The sequence below is a fragment of the Solirubrobacter deserti genome (assembly GCF_027587175.1).
In the GTDB taxonomy this organism is placed as follows: Bacteria; Actinomycetota; Thermoleophilia; order Solirubrobacterales; family Solirubrobacteraceae; genus Solirubrobacter; species Solirubrobacter deserti.
Map to the genome: position 1 here is coordinate 1 of NZ_JAPCID010000014.1, position 16,664 is coordinate 16,664.

The window sequence follows — 16,664 nt, forward strand, 5'->3', positions numbered from 1 at the left end:
GCCGACGCCGGCTCCCGCGCCGGCCGCCCCGGCCGCGTCTTCGCCGCCCGACACGGAGGCGCCGACGCCGGCTCCCGCGCCGGCCGCCGCTTCGTCCTCGCCGCCTGCCAGCGCGCCTTCGTCGCCCCGCGCCGAGGCGTCCTCGCCGCCCGCCGCTCCGTCCTCGCCGCCCGCCGCCGCGCTTTCGCCGCCTCCTGCCGAGGCGCCGACGCCGGCCGCCGCCGCGACCCCCGCGCCGCCCGACGCTTCCTCTTCGCCGCCCGCGCCTCCCTCCGACGGCGCCCCGGAGCACCGGTACGGCTCGCCGCCGCCCGCCCGGAACGTGGCGCCCGCGTACGGGGTCTCCGCCTCCGCCGACGACCCGCGCTACGAGTCGCCCCCCTTCATCGATCCGGGCGCTCCGCCAGCCGCGGGCGAGGAGCCCCTGCGGGGGCGCACGGCGGTCGAGATCACGGCCGAGGTCGACGGGCAGCCGATCCAGGTGCGCACGACGTTGCCCGGCGCCGGGAACGTGGCGCCCGAGGAGGCGCAGCAGGTCGCCGACGACGCCGCGGCCGCGGTCGCGCGCGATCTCGCGACGGAGGCGGACCCGACGCCGGCGGTCGCGGCTGTCGCGCTGGTCGAGCCGGACGTGCCCGCGCCCGCTCCGAGCCTGGGCGTGTCGGTGGACATCGGTGAGCACTGGCAGGCGGTGGTGAGCTCGCTGCGCGAGGGCACGCCGATGCTGGCCGCGGCGCTCGACGACTGCTCGCCGGTGCCCGAGGGCGAGGACGGATTGACGTTGCTGTGGCCCGAGGAGTCGGCGTTCTTGAAGAAGAAGGCCGAGGCGCCCGCGAACAAGGACGCGCTGGTGCAGGCGATCCGCGCGGTGACGGGCTCTTCGCTGCGGCTCGCGTACGAGCTGCGCGCGGCGGGGGCGCCCACTCCGGCCGCTGCGGCGCTCGCGGCGGCACCGACGCTTTCGGACGAAGACCTGGTGAAGCGATTCATGGACGAGTTCGACGCCGAACTCCTGCCCGACGAGCCCGAGGAGACCTGATGCCCCAGCCGCCCAACCTCCAGAAGATGCTCGCCGAAGCGCAGGCGATGCTCGCGCAGCAGCAGGAGGCCCAAGAGGCCCTGAAGGCCGAGACCGTGGACGCCAGCACCGGCGGCGGCACGGTCAAGATCGTGATGAGCGGCGACCTGCGCGTGCAGACGCTCGAGATCGACCCCGACGCGGTCGACCCCGAAGACGTCGAGATGCTCCAGGACCTGATCATCGCCGCGCTCAACGAGGCGATCCGCAAGGCCGAGGAGCTCCAGCAGAGCCGGCTCGGCGGCGCCGAGCAGGGCGGCTTTGACCCGATGAGCGCGCTCGAGTCGCTCGGCCTGGGCGGGATGGGCGGTCTCGGCGGCCCCGGCGGCGGCGCCGCGGGCCTCCCGGGCGGCATGCCCGGTGGCGCCCCGAACCGCGCCGCACGCCGGGCCCAGAAGAAGAAGTAAGCCGCGGACCACTAGCTTGCTCGCCCCTCCCCTCCAGCGGCTCGTCACCGAGCTGTCCAAGCTGCCGGGGATCGGCAACCGCACCGCCCAGCGCCTCGCGTTCCACATGCTCCGCACCTCCGAGCAGGACGCGTTCGCGCTCGCCGAGGCGATCCGCGACGTCAAGCTCAAGATCACCCTGTGCGAGATCTGCTTCAACCTCGCCGAGGGCCCGCGCTGCACGATCTGCCTGGACGAGCGTCGCGACCTCTCCTCGTTGTGCGTGGTGGAGGAGGCGCAGGACGTGATCCCGATCGAGCGCACGCATGAGTTCCGCGGCCGCTACCACGTGCTCGGCGGGGCGCTGAGCCCGATCGACGGCGTGGAGCCCGAGGACCTGCGCCTGAGCCAGCTCTACGCGCGCATGGACGGCGTGCGTGAGGTCGTGCTGGCCACGAACCCGACCACGACGGGGGAGGCGACGGCGCTGCACATCGCGGCGGCGCTGCACGAGCGGGCGCCGGACGTCGCGGTGACGCGGCTGGCCAGCGGCTTGCCCGTGGGCGGGGACCTCGAGTACGCCGACGAAGTCACGCTCGGCCGCGCGTTCGCGGGCCGCCGGGCACTGTGACGCGTACGGGCGGCTCGTCGGCCTGAGGCGCCCGCGGCGATCCCGCGGCGGACCTAGCCGCTCTCGCGCTTGGCGCCGTCCGTGCCCGCTTCGCGAGCGTCCGCCAGCGCGCGGGCCAGCGCGCTCTCCGCGCGCCGCGCCGTGGCCCGGGCCCGCGTCCATGCGCGCCGGTCGCGCCGGTTCGCCGCGCGCTCGAGCGCCCGGTATGCGTCCGCGCTCGCCCGCAGGGCGCTGATCAGCGCCGGCCCGCCCTCGGCGTCGGTGGCGCTCCGCTCCAGCCGCGCAGCCGCCTTCAAGTGCGCCTGGCGCAGCCGGGCCGCGGCGCGCGCCTGGCCGCCCGGCGTCTTGGCGCGCCGGATCGCGGTGCGGTCGTCGACCCGCGCGGTGTCGAGCTCGATCAAGGCCGCCGGCAGCTGGATCTGGAAGGCCGCGGACGCGCTCGGCGGCAGCGTCGACGCGTCCGCGACGGCGAGCCCGCGCACGCCGTTGAGGCAGCCGACCGGCAGATCGCCGGCGTTGCCAGGCACGGCGCAGGCCACGGTCACGACGCCCTGCGAGGTCGGCACGACCGCCGCGTCGAGCCGCCACCGCCCCGCGGACAACCCGCGGTAGAACCACGCGGGGATACCGGCGAGCCGCCCGGCGGACGGGCGCGGCGCGTCGCCGCGCAACCCGGCGGGCAGCAGCGTCCCGTCCTCGGCGTACTGCAAGGTCGCGACGAACACCGTGTTCAAGCCGGGATAGGGCGCGAAGCCGAGCGAACGATCGATCGCGAAGCCCGGCACGGCCGGCGCGCGGTCCAGCTGCGTCCAGCCCGGGTCGGGCTGCAGGCGCAGCCGTCCCAGGCTGACCTGCGTCGTCTCGTCCTCGCGCGGCGCGGCGGGCCCGGACTCGGGATCGTCGTCGCGCAACGCGGAGCCGACGTTGCCCGAGAGCAGGAAGCCGCCCACGATGGCCGCGGCGACCACCAGAGCGGTGGCCGCCCACTGAACCCTCATGGCCGGCACGCTAGCGCGCGGCTCATCCGGAGGAGTCGAAGCCCTTGCCGACGAACGACGGGCTCTTCTTCTGCGGCGGCGCGGCGGGACGCGACGGCGTCACGGGGCGGCTCGGCGCAACCGGACGGGCGGGCGCGACGGGGGTGGAGGTCGAAGCCGGCGCTCGGGTCACCGGCGCCGCGGGGGCGGACCGCCGCGCGGGCGCGGCCGGCGCCTTCTTGCGCTTCGGCTTGCGCTTGGGCTCCTTGACGCCGTGCAGCGCCGGCAACTCCGGGACCGCCGACAGCGCCGCACGGCGCGTGTTCGACGCGGTCTCGGTGACCTGGTTGACCGCGGGCGTCCCGCTCTTGACGGCGTTCGCCGCCGAGGCGGTGGGCACGGGGTCGGCCTGGGTGCGCAACGCGGCACCGACCGTGAGCGCGAGCACGAACGCGGCGATGGCGAGCAACGGCGCGACGGTGAGCGGGCCGGCCGGCCGGCGGCGACGTCCACGGAACGAAAGAGGGAGATTGGTCATGTCGACTTCGGACAGGCGGTGTAGGCCCCGCGGGCGGATAGGCAGCGATCGAGCCGGAAGGGCGCTTTGCCCTTGCGGATGACGAGAACGGTGGACTTGCCGTAGTAGCCGGCACGCCGGACACGGACCTCGATCCGCGTCCTGGCCGGCAGATGACGCTCGAACGCCCGCACGCGGACCGTCCGTTGACGCGTTGAGTAGGTCTTGCGCGGGCACCCCGAGCCCTTGCAGGTCACGGAGATCGACGACCGCTTGGGGGCACGCACGGAGAAGAGCGTGATGTTCGCGCCGCGCGCGCTCAGCGTGCCGCGGAGGCGCACGGTCGGCGCGGGGCGCATCATGCGCAGGTTCGAGCCCGACTGGTGCAGGACGGTTCCCTGGGTGGGGACGGGCGTCGGCTGCGGCGGCACGGCGTCGAAGACCTGCGGCGTCGGTTCCGGCGTGGGCGTGGGCGTGGGCGTCGGCGTGGCCGTGGGCACGGGCGCCGGGCGCGGCGCCACCGCGGCCGTGGTGTCGGAGACCTTGGCGTCACGGTTGCGACCGGAGCCGACGGAGACCCACACGCGCATGAACCGGCCGAGGTCGCCGTCCTGGAGGACGTACGTCGCGTCCGGGGACGTCTGCGCGGCCTGGCACGACCACCAGTCGCGCGGCGACTCGCAGCGCAGCCAGGAGTACGACGGCGTGAGGTGCGGCGGCGTCCAGGACGCGGACGCGGACAGCTGCTGCCCGACCTGGGCGATGCCCGAGATCACCGGGTTGCCGCGGATGTCGGCGGCGTGTGCCGTCGAAGCGGACAGGCCGAGCGCCAGCGCCGCGGTCAGCGCCGCGGCGACACCGCGGCTCCTGGAGGCGGCGTTCACCGCGAGCCGGCGGGACACTTCTGCACCTTTCCGGTCGCCGGCGACAGGCAGGCGTCACTGCGCACCGGCGCCTTGCCGCGGCGGATCTTGAACACGGTCCGCTTGCCCACATAGCCCGGCTGGGTCAACGTGACGGTGAGCCGCGTGCCGGAGCGCAGGTTGCGCTCGAACGCCCGCATGCGCGTGTTGAGGCGGCTGCGCTTGGCGGGCGACCAGCGCTTGGCCGGGCAGGAGGACGAGCCCGAGCAGGTGACGGTGAGCGTGGCGGCCCGTGGCGCCTTCACCGAGAGGGACGTGACCAGCGCGCCGTTGGTCGAGAGCACGCCGCGCATGCGGACGATCGGCGCCGGCCGCATCATCCGGTTCGACGTCGTCTCCTCCAGGACCTGACCCGTCGTGGGGACGGGCGTCGGTATCGGCGTGGCGACGAACGGCACCGGGGTCGGCTCAGGCGTGGGCGTCGGCTCGGGGGTCGCCGTGGCCGTCGGGATGGGCGTCGGCGTGGCGGCGGTCACGCGGACGGGGCCGCGGGTGGCGCTGACCGGCAGCAGGCACTCGGACGCCGGGTTGCAGTCGGCGCCGCCAGGAAACTTGATCGATCTCGCCACGGCGATGTAGCGACCGTTGTCCTCCGGCCGCAGGCGGTAGGCCTGCTGGCGCTCGGACACGACGGCGCAGCTGACCGCGAACGGACCCGGGCAGCTCCACCACTGCCACGTCGTGGACGTGTTGTTCGGGAACGGGCTGGCCCAGGTGCCGCCGCTCGCTATCAGCTGGTTGCCAACCACAGGTGTGCCGGAGATCGTCGGGAGGCTCAGGTACTGGAACACGGAGTCGCGGACCTGAGCGGCGGCCGGACCGGCACACGCCAGCGCCGCCAGGACGCTCACCGTCCCCGCCATCGCCCGTCGCGCCCGTCCTCTGGTCACCGAAGCTGCCACTTCCCGCCGCCTATGCCCGCCCTACCGAGTTCAATGGTGCTCTCGGACGCGAACATCCACAAGTCGTCCAATCGTCCAGGTACTTGCTCAACCCCTGGAGAGGCCGAACGTTTCACGGGTCGAGCGGCAGCCTATCCCACCGACTCCTAGACTTGCCAGCGTGTCCGGCACCGTGGTGATGAAGTTCGGCGGCACGTCCGTCGCCGACGCAGAGCGCATCAAGCGCGCGGCGAGGCGGATCGTGTCCGCTCGCGAACAGGGCCATCGAGTCGTCGCCGTTCTCTCCGCGCGCGGGAAGACGACGGACGAGCTGATCGCCTCCGCCGAAGAGGTATCGACGAACCCGGACCCGCGTGAGATGGACATGCTGCTGTCCACGGGCGAGCGGATCAGCTGCGCGCTGTGCGCGATGGCGATCAACGACCTCGGCCACCGCGCCATCAGCCTCACCGGGTCGCAGGCCGGCATCGTCACGGACACCAGCCACACCAAGGCCCGCATCCTCGACGTGCGCGCGGACCGCATCCACCAGGCGCTGGACGAGGACCTGATCGTGCTCGTCGCCGGCTTCCAGGGCGTGTCCACCGCGCGCGACGTCACCACGCTCGGCCGCGGCGGCTCGGACACCACCGCCGTCGCGCTCGCCGCCGCGCTGGACGCCGAGGTGTGCGACATCTACACCGACGTCGCCGGCGTCTACAGCGCCGATCCCCGGATCGTGCCGGACGCGCGCAAGCTTCCCGTGGTCTCCTTCGAGGAGATGCTGGAGATGTCGGCGTCGGGCGCCGGCGTGCTCCAGTTGCGCAGCGTCGAATACGCGCGTAACCATGGGGTTCGAATCCACTGCCGGTCCTCGTTCACCGAGGCGCCCGGAACACTCGTGGTCGGAGAAGAGGAGACGATGGAACGCCCCCTGATCACCGCCGTCACGCACTCGCGCGACGAGGCACGCCTCACGCTGCTCGGCGTACCGGATCACCCGGGCGTGTCCGGCCGCATCTTCACGGCGCTCGCCGAGGCGAACATCAACGTCGACATGATCATCCAGGACGAGCCGGATGACGACGGCGCCGAGGCGCACATGTCCTTCACGGTCCCGCGCACGGACCTGCGCCAGGCGCGCGCCGCGCTGGACCCGGTCGTGGCCGAGGTCGGCATCCGCGCCATCGGCGAGGACCCGGAGATGGGCAAGGTGTCCGTCGTCGGCGCGGGCATGAAGTCGCACCCGGGCGTCGCGGCCAAGGTCTTCTCCACCCTGGGCGACCAGGGCATCAACATCGAGATGATCTCGACCTCCCCGATCAAGATCTCGTGCGTCGTCGCCGCGGACGCGGTGGACCGCGCCGTGCGCGCGCTGCACGAGGCGTTCGACCTCGGGGCGGACCAGATCGAAGTCGAGCACCCGTTCGGAGCACCCGCATGAGCCAGTACAAGGTCGCAGTCGTCGGCGCCACCGGCGCCGTGGGCACCGTCATGCTGCAGAAGCTGAAGGAGCGCAACTTCCCGGCGGCGGAGATCGTCCCGTTCGCGTCCGCGCGCAGCGCCGGCAAGCAGCTCGACGGGTTCGGGACGATCCGCCCACTCGACGACGAGTCCATCCAGGGCTTCGACCTCGCGCTGTTCAGCGCGGGCGCGGGCACGAGCCGCGAGTGGGCGCACAAGTTCGTCGAGGCCGGCGCGGTCGTCGTCGACAACTCGTCCGCGTTCCGCCGCGACCCGGAGATCCCGCTCGTGGTCTCCGAGGTCAACCCGGAGGCGCTGGAGAACCACAAGGGCCTGATCGCGAACCCGAACTGCTCCACGATGCAGCTGATGGTCGCGCTGAAGCCGATCTACGACGCGGCCGGCATCGACCGACTGAACGTCTCCACGTACCAGTCCGTCTCCGGCACCGGCGTGAAGGCCGTCGCCGAGCTCGAGGCTCAGACGCGCGCGGCGCTCAACGGCGACCCGCTGCCGGACCCCTCGATCTACCCGCACCACATCGCGTTCAACGTGCTGGGCGGCGCCGGGAACTTCCCCGAGGGCGACGACCACACCGACGAAGAGCGCAAGATGATGTTCGAGACGCGCAAGATCCTCGGCGACGAGAGCATCCGCATCGCGGTCACGTGCGCGCGCGTGCCCGTGCGCAGCTCGCACTCGGAGTCGGTCACGCTCGAGACGCGGGATGAGCTGAGCGTCGAGGCCGCGCGCGAGCTGCTCGCCGGCGCTCCCGGGCTCGTCCTCGTCGACGACCCGAGCACGCACGGCTACCCGACCGCGCTCGACAGCGCCGGGCGCGACGAGGTCTTCGTCGGCCGACTGCGGCGCGACCCGACGCACGAGCGCGGCCTGCAGATGTGGGTCGTGAGCGACAACCTGCTCAAGGGCGCGGCGACCAACGCCGTGCAGATCGCCGAAGTCCTCCACGAGCGATCGCTGGTTCGGGTTTCGACCCCCGCCTGAGCGGCAACACATATCTCGAGCCGATCTTCAACCAACAGGACGGCAAGGGGTACGAAACATGACAGGGCGGGCCTTCGGGCCCGCCCTGCGTCCTTCTTGGGTAACGGACGCACATGCGTCTGTATCCCGCGTCCGCCACGGCGCGCACCCGCACCCTCGTCCGCGACCTGGTGGTGGTCGGGCTGCTCGCCGTGTTCGCCTGGACGGGCGTGAAGACGCATGACGCGATCCTCGAGTTGACCTCGATCGGCCGCGGCATCCAGGACTCGGGCCGCGCGATCTCCGCCACCACGCGCAACACGGCGAGTGCGGTCGACAACGCGTTCGCCGACGCGGGCAACGCCGTGAACGGCATCCCGCTGGTCGGCGGGCAGCTGGGCGGCACGCTGCGCCGGGCGCCCTCCGACGCGACGAGCGCGCTGCGCGCCGAGGGCGACGAGCAGGGCGGCCGGATCGTGCGGCTCGGAGTCGAGCAGGTGCGGCGAACCGAGCGGGCGGCGAACTGGGTCGGCTGGCTGGTCTTCCTGCTCCCGAGCGTCGTCCTGCTCGCCTGGTTCGTGCCCAAGCGGAGCCGGCAGGTGCTCGCCATGGCGACCGCGCACCGCACGCTCAGCCACGCGCCCGAGCACATCCTCGCCGCCCGGGCCGCCTACAGCCTCGACTACAAGACCCTGCGCCGCTACACCCAGGACCCGTTCGGCGACCTCGCCGCGGGCCGCCACGACGCGCTCGTGACGGCCCTGCGCCGGGAGTCCGGGTTGCCCTAAGCCGGCGCGCCCGCGACCACCGACGTCGACCAGTCGATGACCGACGACGGCTTGACGACGTGCTTGTTCATCCCCAGCTCCTTGGGCTCGAGCCCCATGGCGAGGCCGAGCAGCTGGGGGAGGTGCAGCACCGGCATGTTCAGCGGCCGGCCGACCGCGGCGGCCGCGGCGGGCTGCTGCAGGTCGAGGTTGAGGTGGCACAGCGGGCAGGGCGTGACCAGGCAGTCGGCCTCGGCGTCGATCGCGTCGCCCACGTGACGCCCCGCCTGCTTGAGCGAAGCCTCTTTGTTCATGGTGATGATCGGGAACCCGCAGCACTTGTACTGGCCCGCGTAGTCGACGACCGTGCCGCCCAGCGCGTCGATCAGCTGGTGCAGGTACGTGTCGCGCGGGTGTGAGCGGTCGATGCCGAGCCGGTCGGTGGGCCGCACGATGTAGCAGCCGTAGAACGGCCCGACGCGCAGGTCCTTCAGCGGGCGCTTCACGCGCCGGCGGACCTCGTCGAGCCCGATTTCCTCGACCAGCAGCCACAGGAAGTGCTTGTTGGTGATGCCCTTCTCGTAGGTGAGCCCTTCGGCCGAGAGCGTCTCGTTGACGTGGTCGCGGTAGGGCGTGTTCGCGTCCAGGCGCTCCTGGCACTCGCTCTGCGCGCCCTGGCAGGTCGAGCAGATGTTCATCATCAGGTCGGCGCCCTTGGCGATCTCCTGCTGCGCCAGCGCGAACGTCCGCGCGTTCAGCGTGTCCGCGAGCTCCTGGTTGTGCTCGGCGATCACGCCGGCGCCGCAGCAGGCGGCGCGGTCGAGCTCGACGAGCTCGATGTCGAACAGCGGCGCGACTCGCGCCATGGCGCCGTGCAGCTCAGGGGCGAAGCCGCGGCTGACGCAGCCGGGCCAGTACGCGACTTTCACTGGTTCGGGCTCCTCTCGGCCGGCAGCTGGCTGCCGGCGGCGTCGGCGTGCATCGACGGCGGGTTGTCGTCCTCTTCCTCGCCCACGACGTAGAGGTTGAGCTCGTAGCGCTCCTCACGGTCGTGGACGTCGCGGAAGATCCGCTTGACCTCCTTGGAGGCCTTGTGCTTGTGCAACAGCGCCCCCGCCGGCGTGACCTTGCCGCGCTGCAGCGCGCGCAGGATCACGGGCAGCGAGGTCACGAGCTCGGGCACCGCGCGCGGGTGGAACTTGCCGCCGTAGGAGTCCGGCAGCAGGTCCGCCTCGTGCAGCAGGCCGTTCTTCTCGATGTTCTTGACGAACGCGTGCTCGTGGCGGTAGCCGTTGTTGCGGTCCTCGATGCCGTGGTCGGCGCTCGCGATCCGCCGCAGCCGCATGATCTGGGACATCGGCGCGACGCCCTTCGGGCACGCCTCGATGCAGTTGAAGCAGTGCGTGCAGTCGTAGATGCCGTGCGGGTCCTCGGCGAGGTCGCGCAGGCGCTCCTCGTGCTGGCCGTCGCGCGGATCGCCGACGAAGCGGTACGCCTTGGCCAGCGCCGCGGGGCCGATGAACAGCGGGTCGACCTCCATCGACAGGCAGTCCGACACGCACGCGCCGCACTGGATGCAGGCCATCGTCTGCGTGATGTCGATCATCGACTCCGGCGCGACGATGTACTCGCGCTCGGGCGGGTCCCCGTCGGGCAGCAGCCACGGCGTGACGCGCCGCATCTTCTTCCAGTGCACAGCGTCCATGTCGACGATCAGGTCCTTGAGGACCGGCATGTTGCCCATCGGCTCCACGACGATCACGCCGTCGGGCGCGTCCTCACAGGCCTTGTCGAGGTGCATGTGGCACGCGAGGTTCGGCTTGCCGTTGATGCGTACACCGCACGAGCCGCAGATCGCGGCGCGGCATGAACACCGGATGCCGATCGACCCGTCCTGGCGGTCCTTGGCCTGCAGGATGCCGTCGAGCACCGAGCGGTGCCCGTCCAGGTCGATCTCGAAGTCGTCCCAGTGGGCCGCCTCGCCCGATTCGGGCGAGTACCGGCGGATACGAAGCGTGTACTCAGGCACTAGTAGGTCCTCTCCTGCGGTTCCCACTTCGTGATGGTGACGGGCGAGTAGCTGACCTTCGGCGCGTCGCCGCCGTTCATCGACAGGTCGATGTGCTTGAGCCACTCGTCGTCGTTGCGCTTGGGGAAGTCGGTGCGGAACTGCGCCCCGCGCGACTCCCTGCGCTCCAGCGCGCCGACGACGATGCACTCGGCCACATCCAGCATGTACCCGAGCTCGAGCGCTCCGAGCACGTCCTGGTTGAAGACCGTGCCGCGATCGTCGATGGTCGCGAAGCGGGCCTCGTCCTTGAGCCGGCGCACGACCTCGTGCGCCTCGGTGAGCCCCGCGTGGTCGCGGAACACGGCGACCTTCTCGTTCATCATCGTGCCGAGCTCGTCGCGGATCTCCGACACCCGCCGTCCGCCCGAGCGGTTCATCAGGTCCGCGATCTCGCGCTCCTGGTCGCGCACCTGGGCGCGGGAGGCGGTGATCGCGGGCATGCCGGCCGCGCGCGCCGCGGCGTGCTCGCCCGAGCGGCGGCCGAAGATCAACGTGTCCAGCAGCGAGTTCGCGCCCAGGCGGTTGCCGCCGTGCACGGACACGCACGCGACCTCTCCCGCCGCGTAGAGCCCCGGGATCGACGTCGCGCCGTTGATGTCGGCCTTGACGCCGCCCATGATGTAGTGGCAGCCGGGGCGGATGCGGATCGGCTCGCGGGTGATGTCCACGCCCGCGAAGTCGCGCCCGATGTTGACGATCTCGCGCAGCGCCTCGAGCGTGCGCTTGCGCGGCACCTTCGTGATGTCCAGCGCGACCGTGCCGTCGGGGAAGCCGCGGCCCTCGTTGATCTCGGTCTGCTCGGCGCGGCTCACCACGTCACGCGAGGCGAGCTCCATCTTGTTGGGCGCGTACTTCTCCATGAAGCGCTCGCCCTCGGCGTTGTAGAGGTGCGCGCCCTCGCCGCGGGCGCCCTCCGTGATCAGGATCCCGTTCCCCTGCAGCGTCGTGGGGTGGTACTGGATCATCTCCATGTCCATCAGCGGTGCGCCGATCCGGTACGCCTGCGCGATCCCGTCGCCCGTGCAGATGAGGGCGTTGGTGGTCGGCTTGAAGCACTGGCCGGCGCCGCCGGAGGCGAGGATCGTGGACTTGGCGGTGAACAGCTCCATCGCGCCGTCACGGATGTTGCGGGCGATCGCGCCGACGCAGTTGCCCTCGTCGTCCTGCGCGAGGCCGGTGATGAACCACTCCTCGTAGCGGTCGATCTGCTCGTGGTGTTTCATCAGCTGCTCGTAGAGCACGTGCAGCAACGCCTGACCGGTGATGTCGGCGATGTAGTAGGTACGGGCGGCGGAGGCGCCGCCGAAGGCGCGAGTGCCGAGCTTGCCCTCGGCGCTGCGGTGGAACGTGACGCCCGCGTGCTCGAGCCAGAGCACCTCGTTCGGGGCCTCACGACACATGATCTCGATCGCGTCCTGGTCACCGAGGTAGTCCGACCCCTTGACGGTGTCGAACGCGTGCGATTCCCAGGAGTCGTCAGGGTTCAAGGCTGCGTTGATGCCGCCGGCGGCGGCGTTCGAATGCGACCTGACGGGGTGGACCTTGGACATGATCGCCACCGTCGCGCCCGCGCGAGCAGCTGCGAGAGCGGCCCTCTGGCCGGCCAAACCGGCACCGATGATCAACACGTCATGGACGGGCATGGCCGCACCCTACTGGGCGAGGCGGGCGAATGTGACGCTCGCTACGAGGGCGCGAGGCGGGCTTGTAGCGCCCGTGACACTTGGTCCAGCGTCACGACGCCACGTAAGCGGCCGTCGGCGTCCACTGCCATCAGTGCGCCGAGGCGGCGCAACGGCTCGGACGTGATCAAGGACTCCAGCGGCGTGTCCGTGCGCACCTGCGCGGAGTCGGCGACGTGCGCGCGGACGGGCACGGCGCCGTCCTCGTGCAGCGCGGCGTGCTCGACCGCGGCGCGGTGCGCGAGGCCGACGAACGTGCCGTCGCTCTCCACGACGGCGAACCACGGCCAGCCCTGGTAGCGCAGGAAGAACTCGTCGTAGGCCCGCTCGGTCGGCGTCTCGGCCGGGATCGTCACGGGCTCTGAGTCCATGATGTCGCCGGCGGTGATGCCCTCCAGGCGCGTGATGAAGGTCGACTGCGCGACCGCGGCGCGCGCCGCGCTGCCGAGCATCCAGCCGAGGATGATGTACCAGAGGCCGCTGAACGACCCGTCTGCATCGCCGCGCGCGTCGATCAGCAGGAAGACGCCGTAGCCGATCATCAGCGCGGCGAACGCCTGCCCGACCCAGCCGGAGATCTTGGTCGCCGTGTGGCGGTTGCCGGTGGCCTTCCACACCGCCGCGCGCGCGATCCGCCCGCCGTCGAGCGGGAACGCGGGAATCATGTTGAGCACGAACAGCAGCGCGTTGGCGAGCGCGGTGAACGCGAGCGTGACCTCCAGCAGCGTGCCCGCACCCGTGCCGAACGTCGCCGCGTCGGCGAAGCGGTCGCCGGTGAGCGCCATCGCCGCCGCGCCGAACAGCAGCGTCAGCAGCAGCGTCACCGCGGGCCCGGCCGCCGCGACGCGGAACTCCTCGCCGGGCGTCTCGGAGTCGCGGTCGGCGCGCATGAAGCCGCCGAAGAAGAACAGGTCGATGCCGCCGACCCCGATGCCTTCACGGCGCGCCGCCAGCGCGTGGCCGAGCTCGTGCAGCACGATCGAGCCGAAGAACAGGAACGCGGACACGACCACGGCCAGGAAGCCCTGGCCCTCGCCGGTCACCGCCCGGTCGAACGGTTCACGCAGCCACAGGATCCAGACGAACAGGACAAGGAACCACGAGTAGTGGACCCCGACCCGGAAACCGAAGAGCTTGAACAGCTGGACTGAGGCGCCACCGCCGAACACGTGTGACGAATGGTGACACGCACCACTGCGCGCCGGACTTCGTAGTCTCTCGCGGATGGCCACCACCGTCACCGTCACCGGGGCGGCCGGGCAGATCGGCTACGCGCTGCTGTTCCGGATCGCTTCCGGTCAGCTGCTCGGCCCCGACAAGCCCGTCCACCTGAAGCTCCTCGAGATCCCCCAGGCCGTCAAGGCCGCGGAGGGCACCGCGCTCGAGCTGTTCGACTCCGCCTTCCCGCTGCTGGCGGGGATCGACATCTACGACGACGCCAAGCAGGCCTTCGAGGGCGCGAACATCGCGCTGCTCGTCGGCGCGCGCCCGCGCACGAAGGGCATGGAGCGTGCGGACCTGCTCGAGGCCAACGGCGGCATCTTCAAGCCGCAGGGTGAAGCGATCGCCGCCGGCGCCGCCGACGACGTCAAGGTGCTCGTCGTCGGCAACCCGGCGAACACGAACGCGCTGATCGCGGCCTCCAACGCCGACGGCGTGCCCAAGGAGCGTTTCACGGCGATGACGCGCCTGGATCACAACCGCGCGATCGCGCAGCTCGCGCACAAGACGGGCGCGGCGGTGTCCGACATCACCAACATGGCGATCTGGGGCAACCACTCGCCGACGATGTACCCGGACCTGTTCAACGCGAAGGTCAAGGGCGAGCGCGCCTGGGACGCGGTCGGCGACGAGAACTGGGTCGCGAACGAGTACATCCCGCGCGTGGGCAAGCGCGGCGCGGAGATCATCGAGGCGCGCGGCGCCTCGTCCGCCGCCTCGGCCGCGTCCGCCGCGATCGACCATGTGCACGACTGGGTCAACGGCACGCCCGAGGGTGAGTGGGTGTCGATGGCGGTGCCGTCCACGGGCGCGTACGGCGTCCCCGAGGGGATCATCAGCTCGTTCCCGGTGACGGTCTCCGGCGGCGAGTACACGATCGTCGAGGGCCTCGACGTCCCGGAGTTCTCCCAGCAGCGCATCGACAAGACGGTCGCCGAGCTCCAGGAGGAGCGCGAGGCCGTCTCCAAGCTGGGTCTCGTCTAACTGTGAGTTGAACTGAGTCCCCGCACCGCGGGGACTCACTCACTCCTCCGCGGCGCTCTGGCGCAGATGCCAGCCGCGGCCGGACTTGGTGACCTTGCCCTCCTCGGCGAGGCCGGGCATCACGCGGTACAGGTAGTTCTGCTGGATCCCCATCGCCTCGGCGAGCTCGGGGATGGTGATCCCGGGGCGTTCCTTGACCAGGTCCAGCGCCTGCGCGGCGCGCGTGCCGCCGCCCTTGGGGCGGCCGCGGCGACCGCCGCTGGAGGACCCGCCGGAGCCGCGCCGCGTGCGGCGCGCCGGGGCCGAACTGCTCGCCGCCGCGGGACGTGCCGGAGCGGTCCCGTTGCCGATGCCGCTGAGGGCGCTGTCGGCCGCCTGGAGCAGCTCGTACTCCTCGACGTAGGGCTTGAGCTCCTTCAGGCGCGCCTGGATCTCTTTGCGCTTCTCGTCGAGAAAGTCCGCCATCTCAGTGTGACTCCGGGCAATGGGTTAACTGGGTACCCGGAACGGTAGACCATGCAGGGAAAAACGGCGCACGCGCCGTTGCCGGTCAGTGTTCTAGTAGTGCTTTGAGTTGCTCAAGTGAGCGCTTGGCCTCACGTTCAGGCACACCTCCCACCACCACACGGGAAGCGGCCGCGCCGAGGATTCCACCCGGGGCCTTGAACTCGTTCTCGTACTCGAAATGGGTGCCTTCACCCTTTGCGGTGAGGCGGTAGGCCGTGCGCGCGTAGGAGCCGGCGGGGCCCCGCCCCTCCCACGTCGCGCGGTGCGGGCGGTCGGCTTCGGTGAGCGTCCAGTGCACCTTGAAGTTGGCGTGTCGCAGGCACAGCGTCTGGTCCATCTCGTAGCCCATCCTCGGTTCACCGGAATCCGCTCGATTGACCTTGCGGTGAATCGTCACCCACTCGTGCAACCGGTCTGGATCCAGCATCACCTCGTACACCTGCTCCGGGGGTGCATCGATGTCGATCTTCGCGCGCACCAGGGTCATCGCACTTGCACCTCCATGTCGCGCAGCGCGCGCTCCACCGCCGGTTCGAAGCGGTGCAGCCGCACCCCGAACGCGGCGGCGGCGCCGTCGTCACGAGGGAGCAGGTCGTGTTCGAGTGATTCCATCAACGGTTCGATCAGTCCCGGGTCCTCACCGGCCACCGCGGCGGCCACCACGGACGCGACCGGTGTGAGATTGAACCCCAACGACACGGCGGGACGGTCGATCATCATGACGTCAGCGATACGGCGCAGCATGTCCGCGTAGCTCATCGCGTCCGGACCGCCCACGTCCCAGGCCCGGCCCGCGTGCCGCGCCGACAGCGCCGCGCCCGCGGCGAGGAACTCGAGCACGTCGCGGCCGTCGATCGGCTGCGTGCGGTTCGTGCTCCACGCCGGCAGCGCGAGCACCGGCAGTCGCTCCAGCAGCCGCACGAGGAAGACGAACGAGCGCGAACGGGCGCCGACGACGAGCGAGGCGCGCAGCGCCACCGACTCCGGCACGGCGTCCAGCAGCGCCTGCTCGACCGCCAGCCGCGACGCGAGATGGCGCGAGATGGAGCCGTCGTGCGGCACCAGCCCGCCGAGGTAGACGATCCGGCGCACGCCGGCGTCCGCGGCGGTCCTCGCGAACGCCTCGGCCTGGCGGCGCTCGATGTCCACGAAGGCGCCCGGAGCGCCCTCCATCGAGTGGATCAGGTAGTAGGCGACCTCGACGCCGTCGAGCGCGCGCTCGAGTCCTTCGCCGGTGGTCGCGTCCCCGAGCACGAGCTCGTCGAGCTCGACGCCCGCCGCGCGGACGCGCTCCGCCGACCGCGCGAAGCCGCGCACGCTGTGCCCGTCGCGGACGAGGCGCGGCACGAGTGCCGCGCCGACGTAGCCCGACACGCCGGTTACCAAGGTCTGCAAGCCGCCGCCCATGCTCTCCAGCGTGACAGGCGCCAAAACACCCGGAGATTGCGGGGTCCCCACCCCGCACAACGGGAGGAAAAGCGGCGTTTACCCCGTATTTGCGGGGTTTTCACGGAATCCCTGCGTTTTGCGGGAGGCGCGGCTGGGAAGCCCTTGAAGGCCCCGGGTGGCTCCGCTTTGATCGCCCTCGTCC

At 71.5% G+C, this 16,664-nt stretch carries 17 protein-coding genes and 1 pseudogene; 7 read left to right on the top strand and 11 right to left on the bottom strand.

Annotated elements, in window-relative coordinates; genetic code table 11:
* The 3 genes and pseudogenes from OJ962_RS11505 to recR all read left to right on the top strand — a co-directional run.
* Nucleotides 1–1,039: pseudogene (locus tag OJ962_RS11505) on the top strand (hypothetical protein); the annotation flags it as partial.
* Nucleotides 1,039–1,485, top strand: coding sequence for a YbaB/EbfC family nucleoid-associated protein (locus OJ962_RS11510; RefSeq protein ID WP_202956369.1), 447 nt, complete (start codon nucleotides 1,039–1,041; stop codon nucleotides 1,483–1,485). The pseudogene OJ962_RS11505 and the gene OJ962_RS11510, both read left to right, overlap by 1 nt.
* 16 nt (nucleotides 1,486–1,501) lie before the next feature.
* Nucleotides 1,502–2,095, top strand: a complete 594-nt coding sequence (gene recR, locus OJ962_RS11515) for a recombination mediator RecR (protein WP_202956370.1) — start codon at nucleotides 1,502–1,504, stop codon at nucleotides 2,093–2,095.
* A 53-nt stretch (nucleotides 2,096–2,148) separates the two neighbouring features.
* On the opposite strand, the gene OJ962_RS11520 is transcribed toward recR, so the two are convergent.
* The 4 genes from OJ962_RS11520 to OJ962_RS11535 all read right to left on the bottom strand — a co-directional run bounded on the left by OJ962_RS11520 (nucleotide 2,149) and on the right by OJ962_RS11535 (nucleotide 5,363).
* Nucleotides 2,149–3,093, bottom strand: a complete 945-nt coding sequence (locus OJ962_RS11520) for a hypothetical protein (protein WP_202956371.1) — start codon at nucleotides 3,091–3,093, stop codon at nucleotides 2,149–2,151.
* 22 nt (nucleotides 3,094–3,115) lie between these two features.
* The gene (locus OJ962_RS11525) at nucleotides 3,116–3,541 is read right to left on the bottom strand and encodes a hypothetical protein (protein WP_270006351.1); all 426 of its coding nucleotides are present in this window, start codon (nucleotides 3,539–3,541) and stop codon (nucleotides 3,116–3,118) included.
* 65 nt (nucleotides 3,542–3,606) lie between these two features.
* Nucleotides 3,607–4,491, bottom strand: coding sequence for a hypothetical protein (locus tag OJ962_RS11530; RefSeq protein WP_202956373.1), 885 nt, complete (start codon nucleotides 4,489–4,491; stop codon nucleotides 3,607–3,609).
* Nucleotides 4,470–5,363, bottom strand: coding sequence for a hypothetical protein (locus tag OJ962_RS11535; RefSeq protein WP_270006352.1), 894 nt, complete (start codon nucleotides 5,361–5,363; stop codon nucleotides 4,470–4,472). The genes OJ962_RS11530 and OJ962_RS11535 overlap by 22 nt, the downstream gene beginning before the upstream one ends.
* A gap of 229 nt (nucleotides 5,364–5,592) precedes the next feature.
* Here OJ962_RS11535 and OJ962_RS11540 point away from each other — a divergent pair, with 229 nt between their 5' ends.
* The 3 genes from OJ962_RS11540 (at nucleotide 5,593) to OJ962_RS11550 (ending at nucleotide 8,629) form a co-directional block, all read left to right on the top strand.
* Nucleotides 5,593–6,837 carry an aspartate kinase gene (locus tag OJ962_RS11540; protein WP_202956931.1) on the top strand — a complete coding sequence of 415 codons (1,245 nt, stop codon included), beginning with the start codon at nucleotides 5,593–5,595 and terminating at the stop codon, nucleotides 6,835–6,837.
* On the top strand, nucleotides 6,834–7,862 hold the full coding sequence (locus OJ962_RS11545; protein WP_202956375.1) for an aspartate-semialdehyde dehydrogenase: 1,029 nt from the start codon (nucleotides 6,834–6,836) through the stop codon (nucleotides 7,860–7,862). The genes OJ962_RS11540 and OJ962_RS11545 overlap by 4 nt, the downstream gene beginning before the upstream one ends.
* 113 nt (nucleotides 7,863–7,975) lie before the next feature.
* Complete coding sequence (locus OJ962_RS11550) at nucleotides 7,976–8,629, top strand: hypothetical protein (protein WP_202956376.1); 654 nt, start codon at nucleotides 7,976–7,978, stop codon at nucleotides 8,627–8,629.
* Here OJ962_RS11550 and OJ962_RS11555 read toward each other — a convergent pair.
* The 4 genes from OJ962_RS11555 to OJ962_RS11570 are packed head-to-tail and all read right to left on the bottom strand — an operon-like array spanning nucleotide 8,626 to nucleotide 13,530.
* Complete coding sequence (locus OJ962_RS11555; RefSeq protein ID WP_202956377.1) at nucleotides 8,626–9,537, bottom strand: CoB--CoM heterodisulfide reductase iron-sulfur subunit B family protein; 912 nt, start codon at nucleotides 9,535–9,537, stop codon at nucleotides 8,626–8,628. The genes OJ962_RS11550 and OJ962_RS11555 overlap by 4 nt on opposite strands.
* Nucleotides 9,534–10,637, bottom strand: a complete 1,104-nt coding sequence (locus OJ962_RS11560) for a succinate dehydrogenase/fumarate reductase iron-sulfur subunit (protein ID WP_202956378.1) — start codon at nucleotides 10,635–10,637, stop codon at nucleotides 9,534–9,536. Before OJ962_RS11560 ends, OJ962_RS11555 begins: the two co-directional genes overlap by 4 nt.
* Nucleotides 10,637–12,322 (bottom strand): FAD-binding protein, encoded by a 1,686-nt coding sequence (locus OJ962_RS11565; protein WP_202956379.1) that lies wholly within the window; start codon nucleotides 12,320–12,322, stop codon nucleotides 10,637–10,639. Before OJ962_RS11565 ends, OJ962_RS11560 begins: the two co-directional genes overlap by 1 nt.
* A gap of 41 nt (nucleotides 12,323–12,363) precedes the next feature.
* On the bottom strand, nucleotides 12,364–13,530 hold the full coding sequence (locus OJ962_RS11570; protein ID WP_202956380.1) for a site-2 protease family protein: 1,167 nt from the start codon (nucleotides 13,528–13,530) through the stop codon (nucleotides 12,364–12,366).
* Nucleotides 13,531–13,585: 55 nt separating this feature from the next.
* Here OJ962_RS11570 and OJ962_RS11575 point away from each other — a divergent pair, with 55 nt between their 5' ends.
* Nucleotides 13,586–14,566: a malate dehydrogenase gene (locus OJ962_RS11575; RefSeq protein WP_202956381.1), complete on the top strand. Its 981-nt coding sequence runs from the start codon at nucleotides 13,586–13,588 to the stop codon at nucleotides 14,564–14,566.
* 39 nt (nucleotides 14,567–14,605) lie between these two features.
* Here the strand turns inward: OJ962_RS11575 and OJ962_RS11580 are convergent, their stop codons facing one another.
* The 3 genes from OJ962_RS11580 to OJ962_RS11590 all read right to left on the bottom strand — a co-directional run bounded on the left by OJ962_RS11580 (nucleotide 14,606) and on the right by OJ962_RS11590 (nucleotide 16,468).
* Nucleotides 14,606–15,031: a hypothetical protein gene (locus OJ962_RS11580; protein WP_202956382.1), complete on the bottom strand. Its 426-nt coding sequence runs from the start codon at nucleotides 15,029–15,031 to the stop codon at nucleotides 14,606–14,608.
* Nucleotides 15,032–15,116: 85 nt separating this feature from the next.
* Nucleotides 15,117–15,560, bottom strand: a complete 444-nt coding sequence (locus OJ962_RS11585) for an SRPBCC family protein (protein WP_202956383.1) — start codon at nucleotides 15,558–15,560, stop codon at nucleotides 15,117–15,119.
* A complete protein-coding gene (locus OJ962_RS11590; RefSeq protein WP_202956384.1) occupies nucleotides 15,557–16,468 on the bottom strand; it encodes an NAD(P)H-binding protein in 912 nt (303 codons plus the stop codon). Before OJ962_RS11590 ends, OJ962_RS11585 begins: the two co-directional genes overlap by 4 nt.
* Nucleotides 16,469–16,664: the final 196 nt, after the last annotated feature.

Excerpts from the sequence above, each read along its gene's own strand:
- OJ962_RS11510 (WP_202956369.1), top strand. The coding sequence starts at position 1,039 with ATGCCCCAGCCGCCCAACCTCCAGAAGATGCTCGCCGAAGCGCAGGCG.
- OJ962_RS11520 (WP_202956371.1), bottom strand. The coding sequence starts at position 3,093 with ATGAGGGTTCAGTGGGCGGCCACCGCTCTGGTGGTCGCCGCGGCCATC.
- OJ962_RS11540 (WP_202956931.1), top strand. The coding sequence starts at position 5,593 with ATGAAGTTCGGCGGCACGTCCGTCGCCGACGCAGAGCGCATCAAGCGC.
- OJ962_RS11545 (WP_202956375.1), top strand. The coding sequence starts at position 6,834 with ATGAGCCAGTACAAGGTCGCAGTCGTCGGCGCCACCGGCGCCGTGGGC.
- OJ962_RS11550 (WP_202956376.1), top strand. The coding sequence starts at position 7,976 with ATGCGTCTGTATCCCGCGTCCGCCACGGCGCGCACCCGCACCCTCGTC.
- OJ962_RS11565 (WP_202956379.1), bottom strand. The coding sequence starts at position 12,322 with ATGCCCGTCCATGACGTGTTGATCATCGGTGCCGGTTTGGCCGGCCAG.
- OJ962_RS11575 (WP_202956381.1), top strand. The coding sequence starts at position 13,586 with ATGGCCACCACCGTCACCGTCACCGGGGCGGCCGGGCAGATCGGCTAC.
- OJ962_RS11580 (WP_202956382.1), bottom strand. The coding sequence starts at position 15,031 with ATGGCGGACTTTCTCGACGAGAAGCGCAAAGAGATCCAGGCGCGCCTG.
- OJ962_RS11585 (WP_202956383.1), bottom strand. The coding sequence starts at position 15,560 with ATGACCCTGGTGCGCGCGAAGATCGACATCGATGCACCCCCGGAGCAG.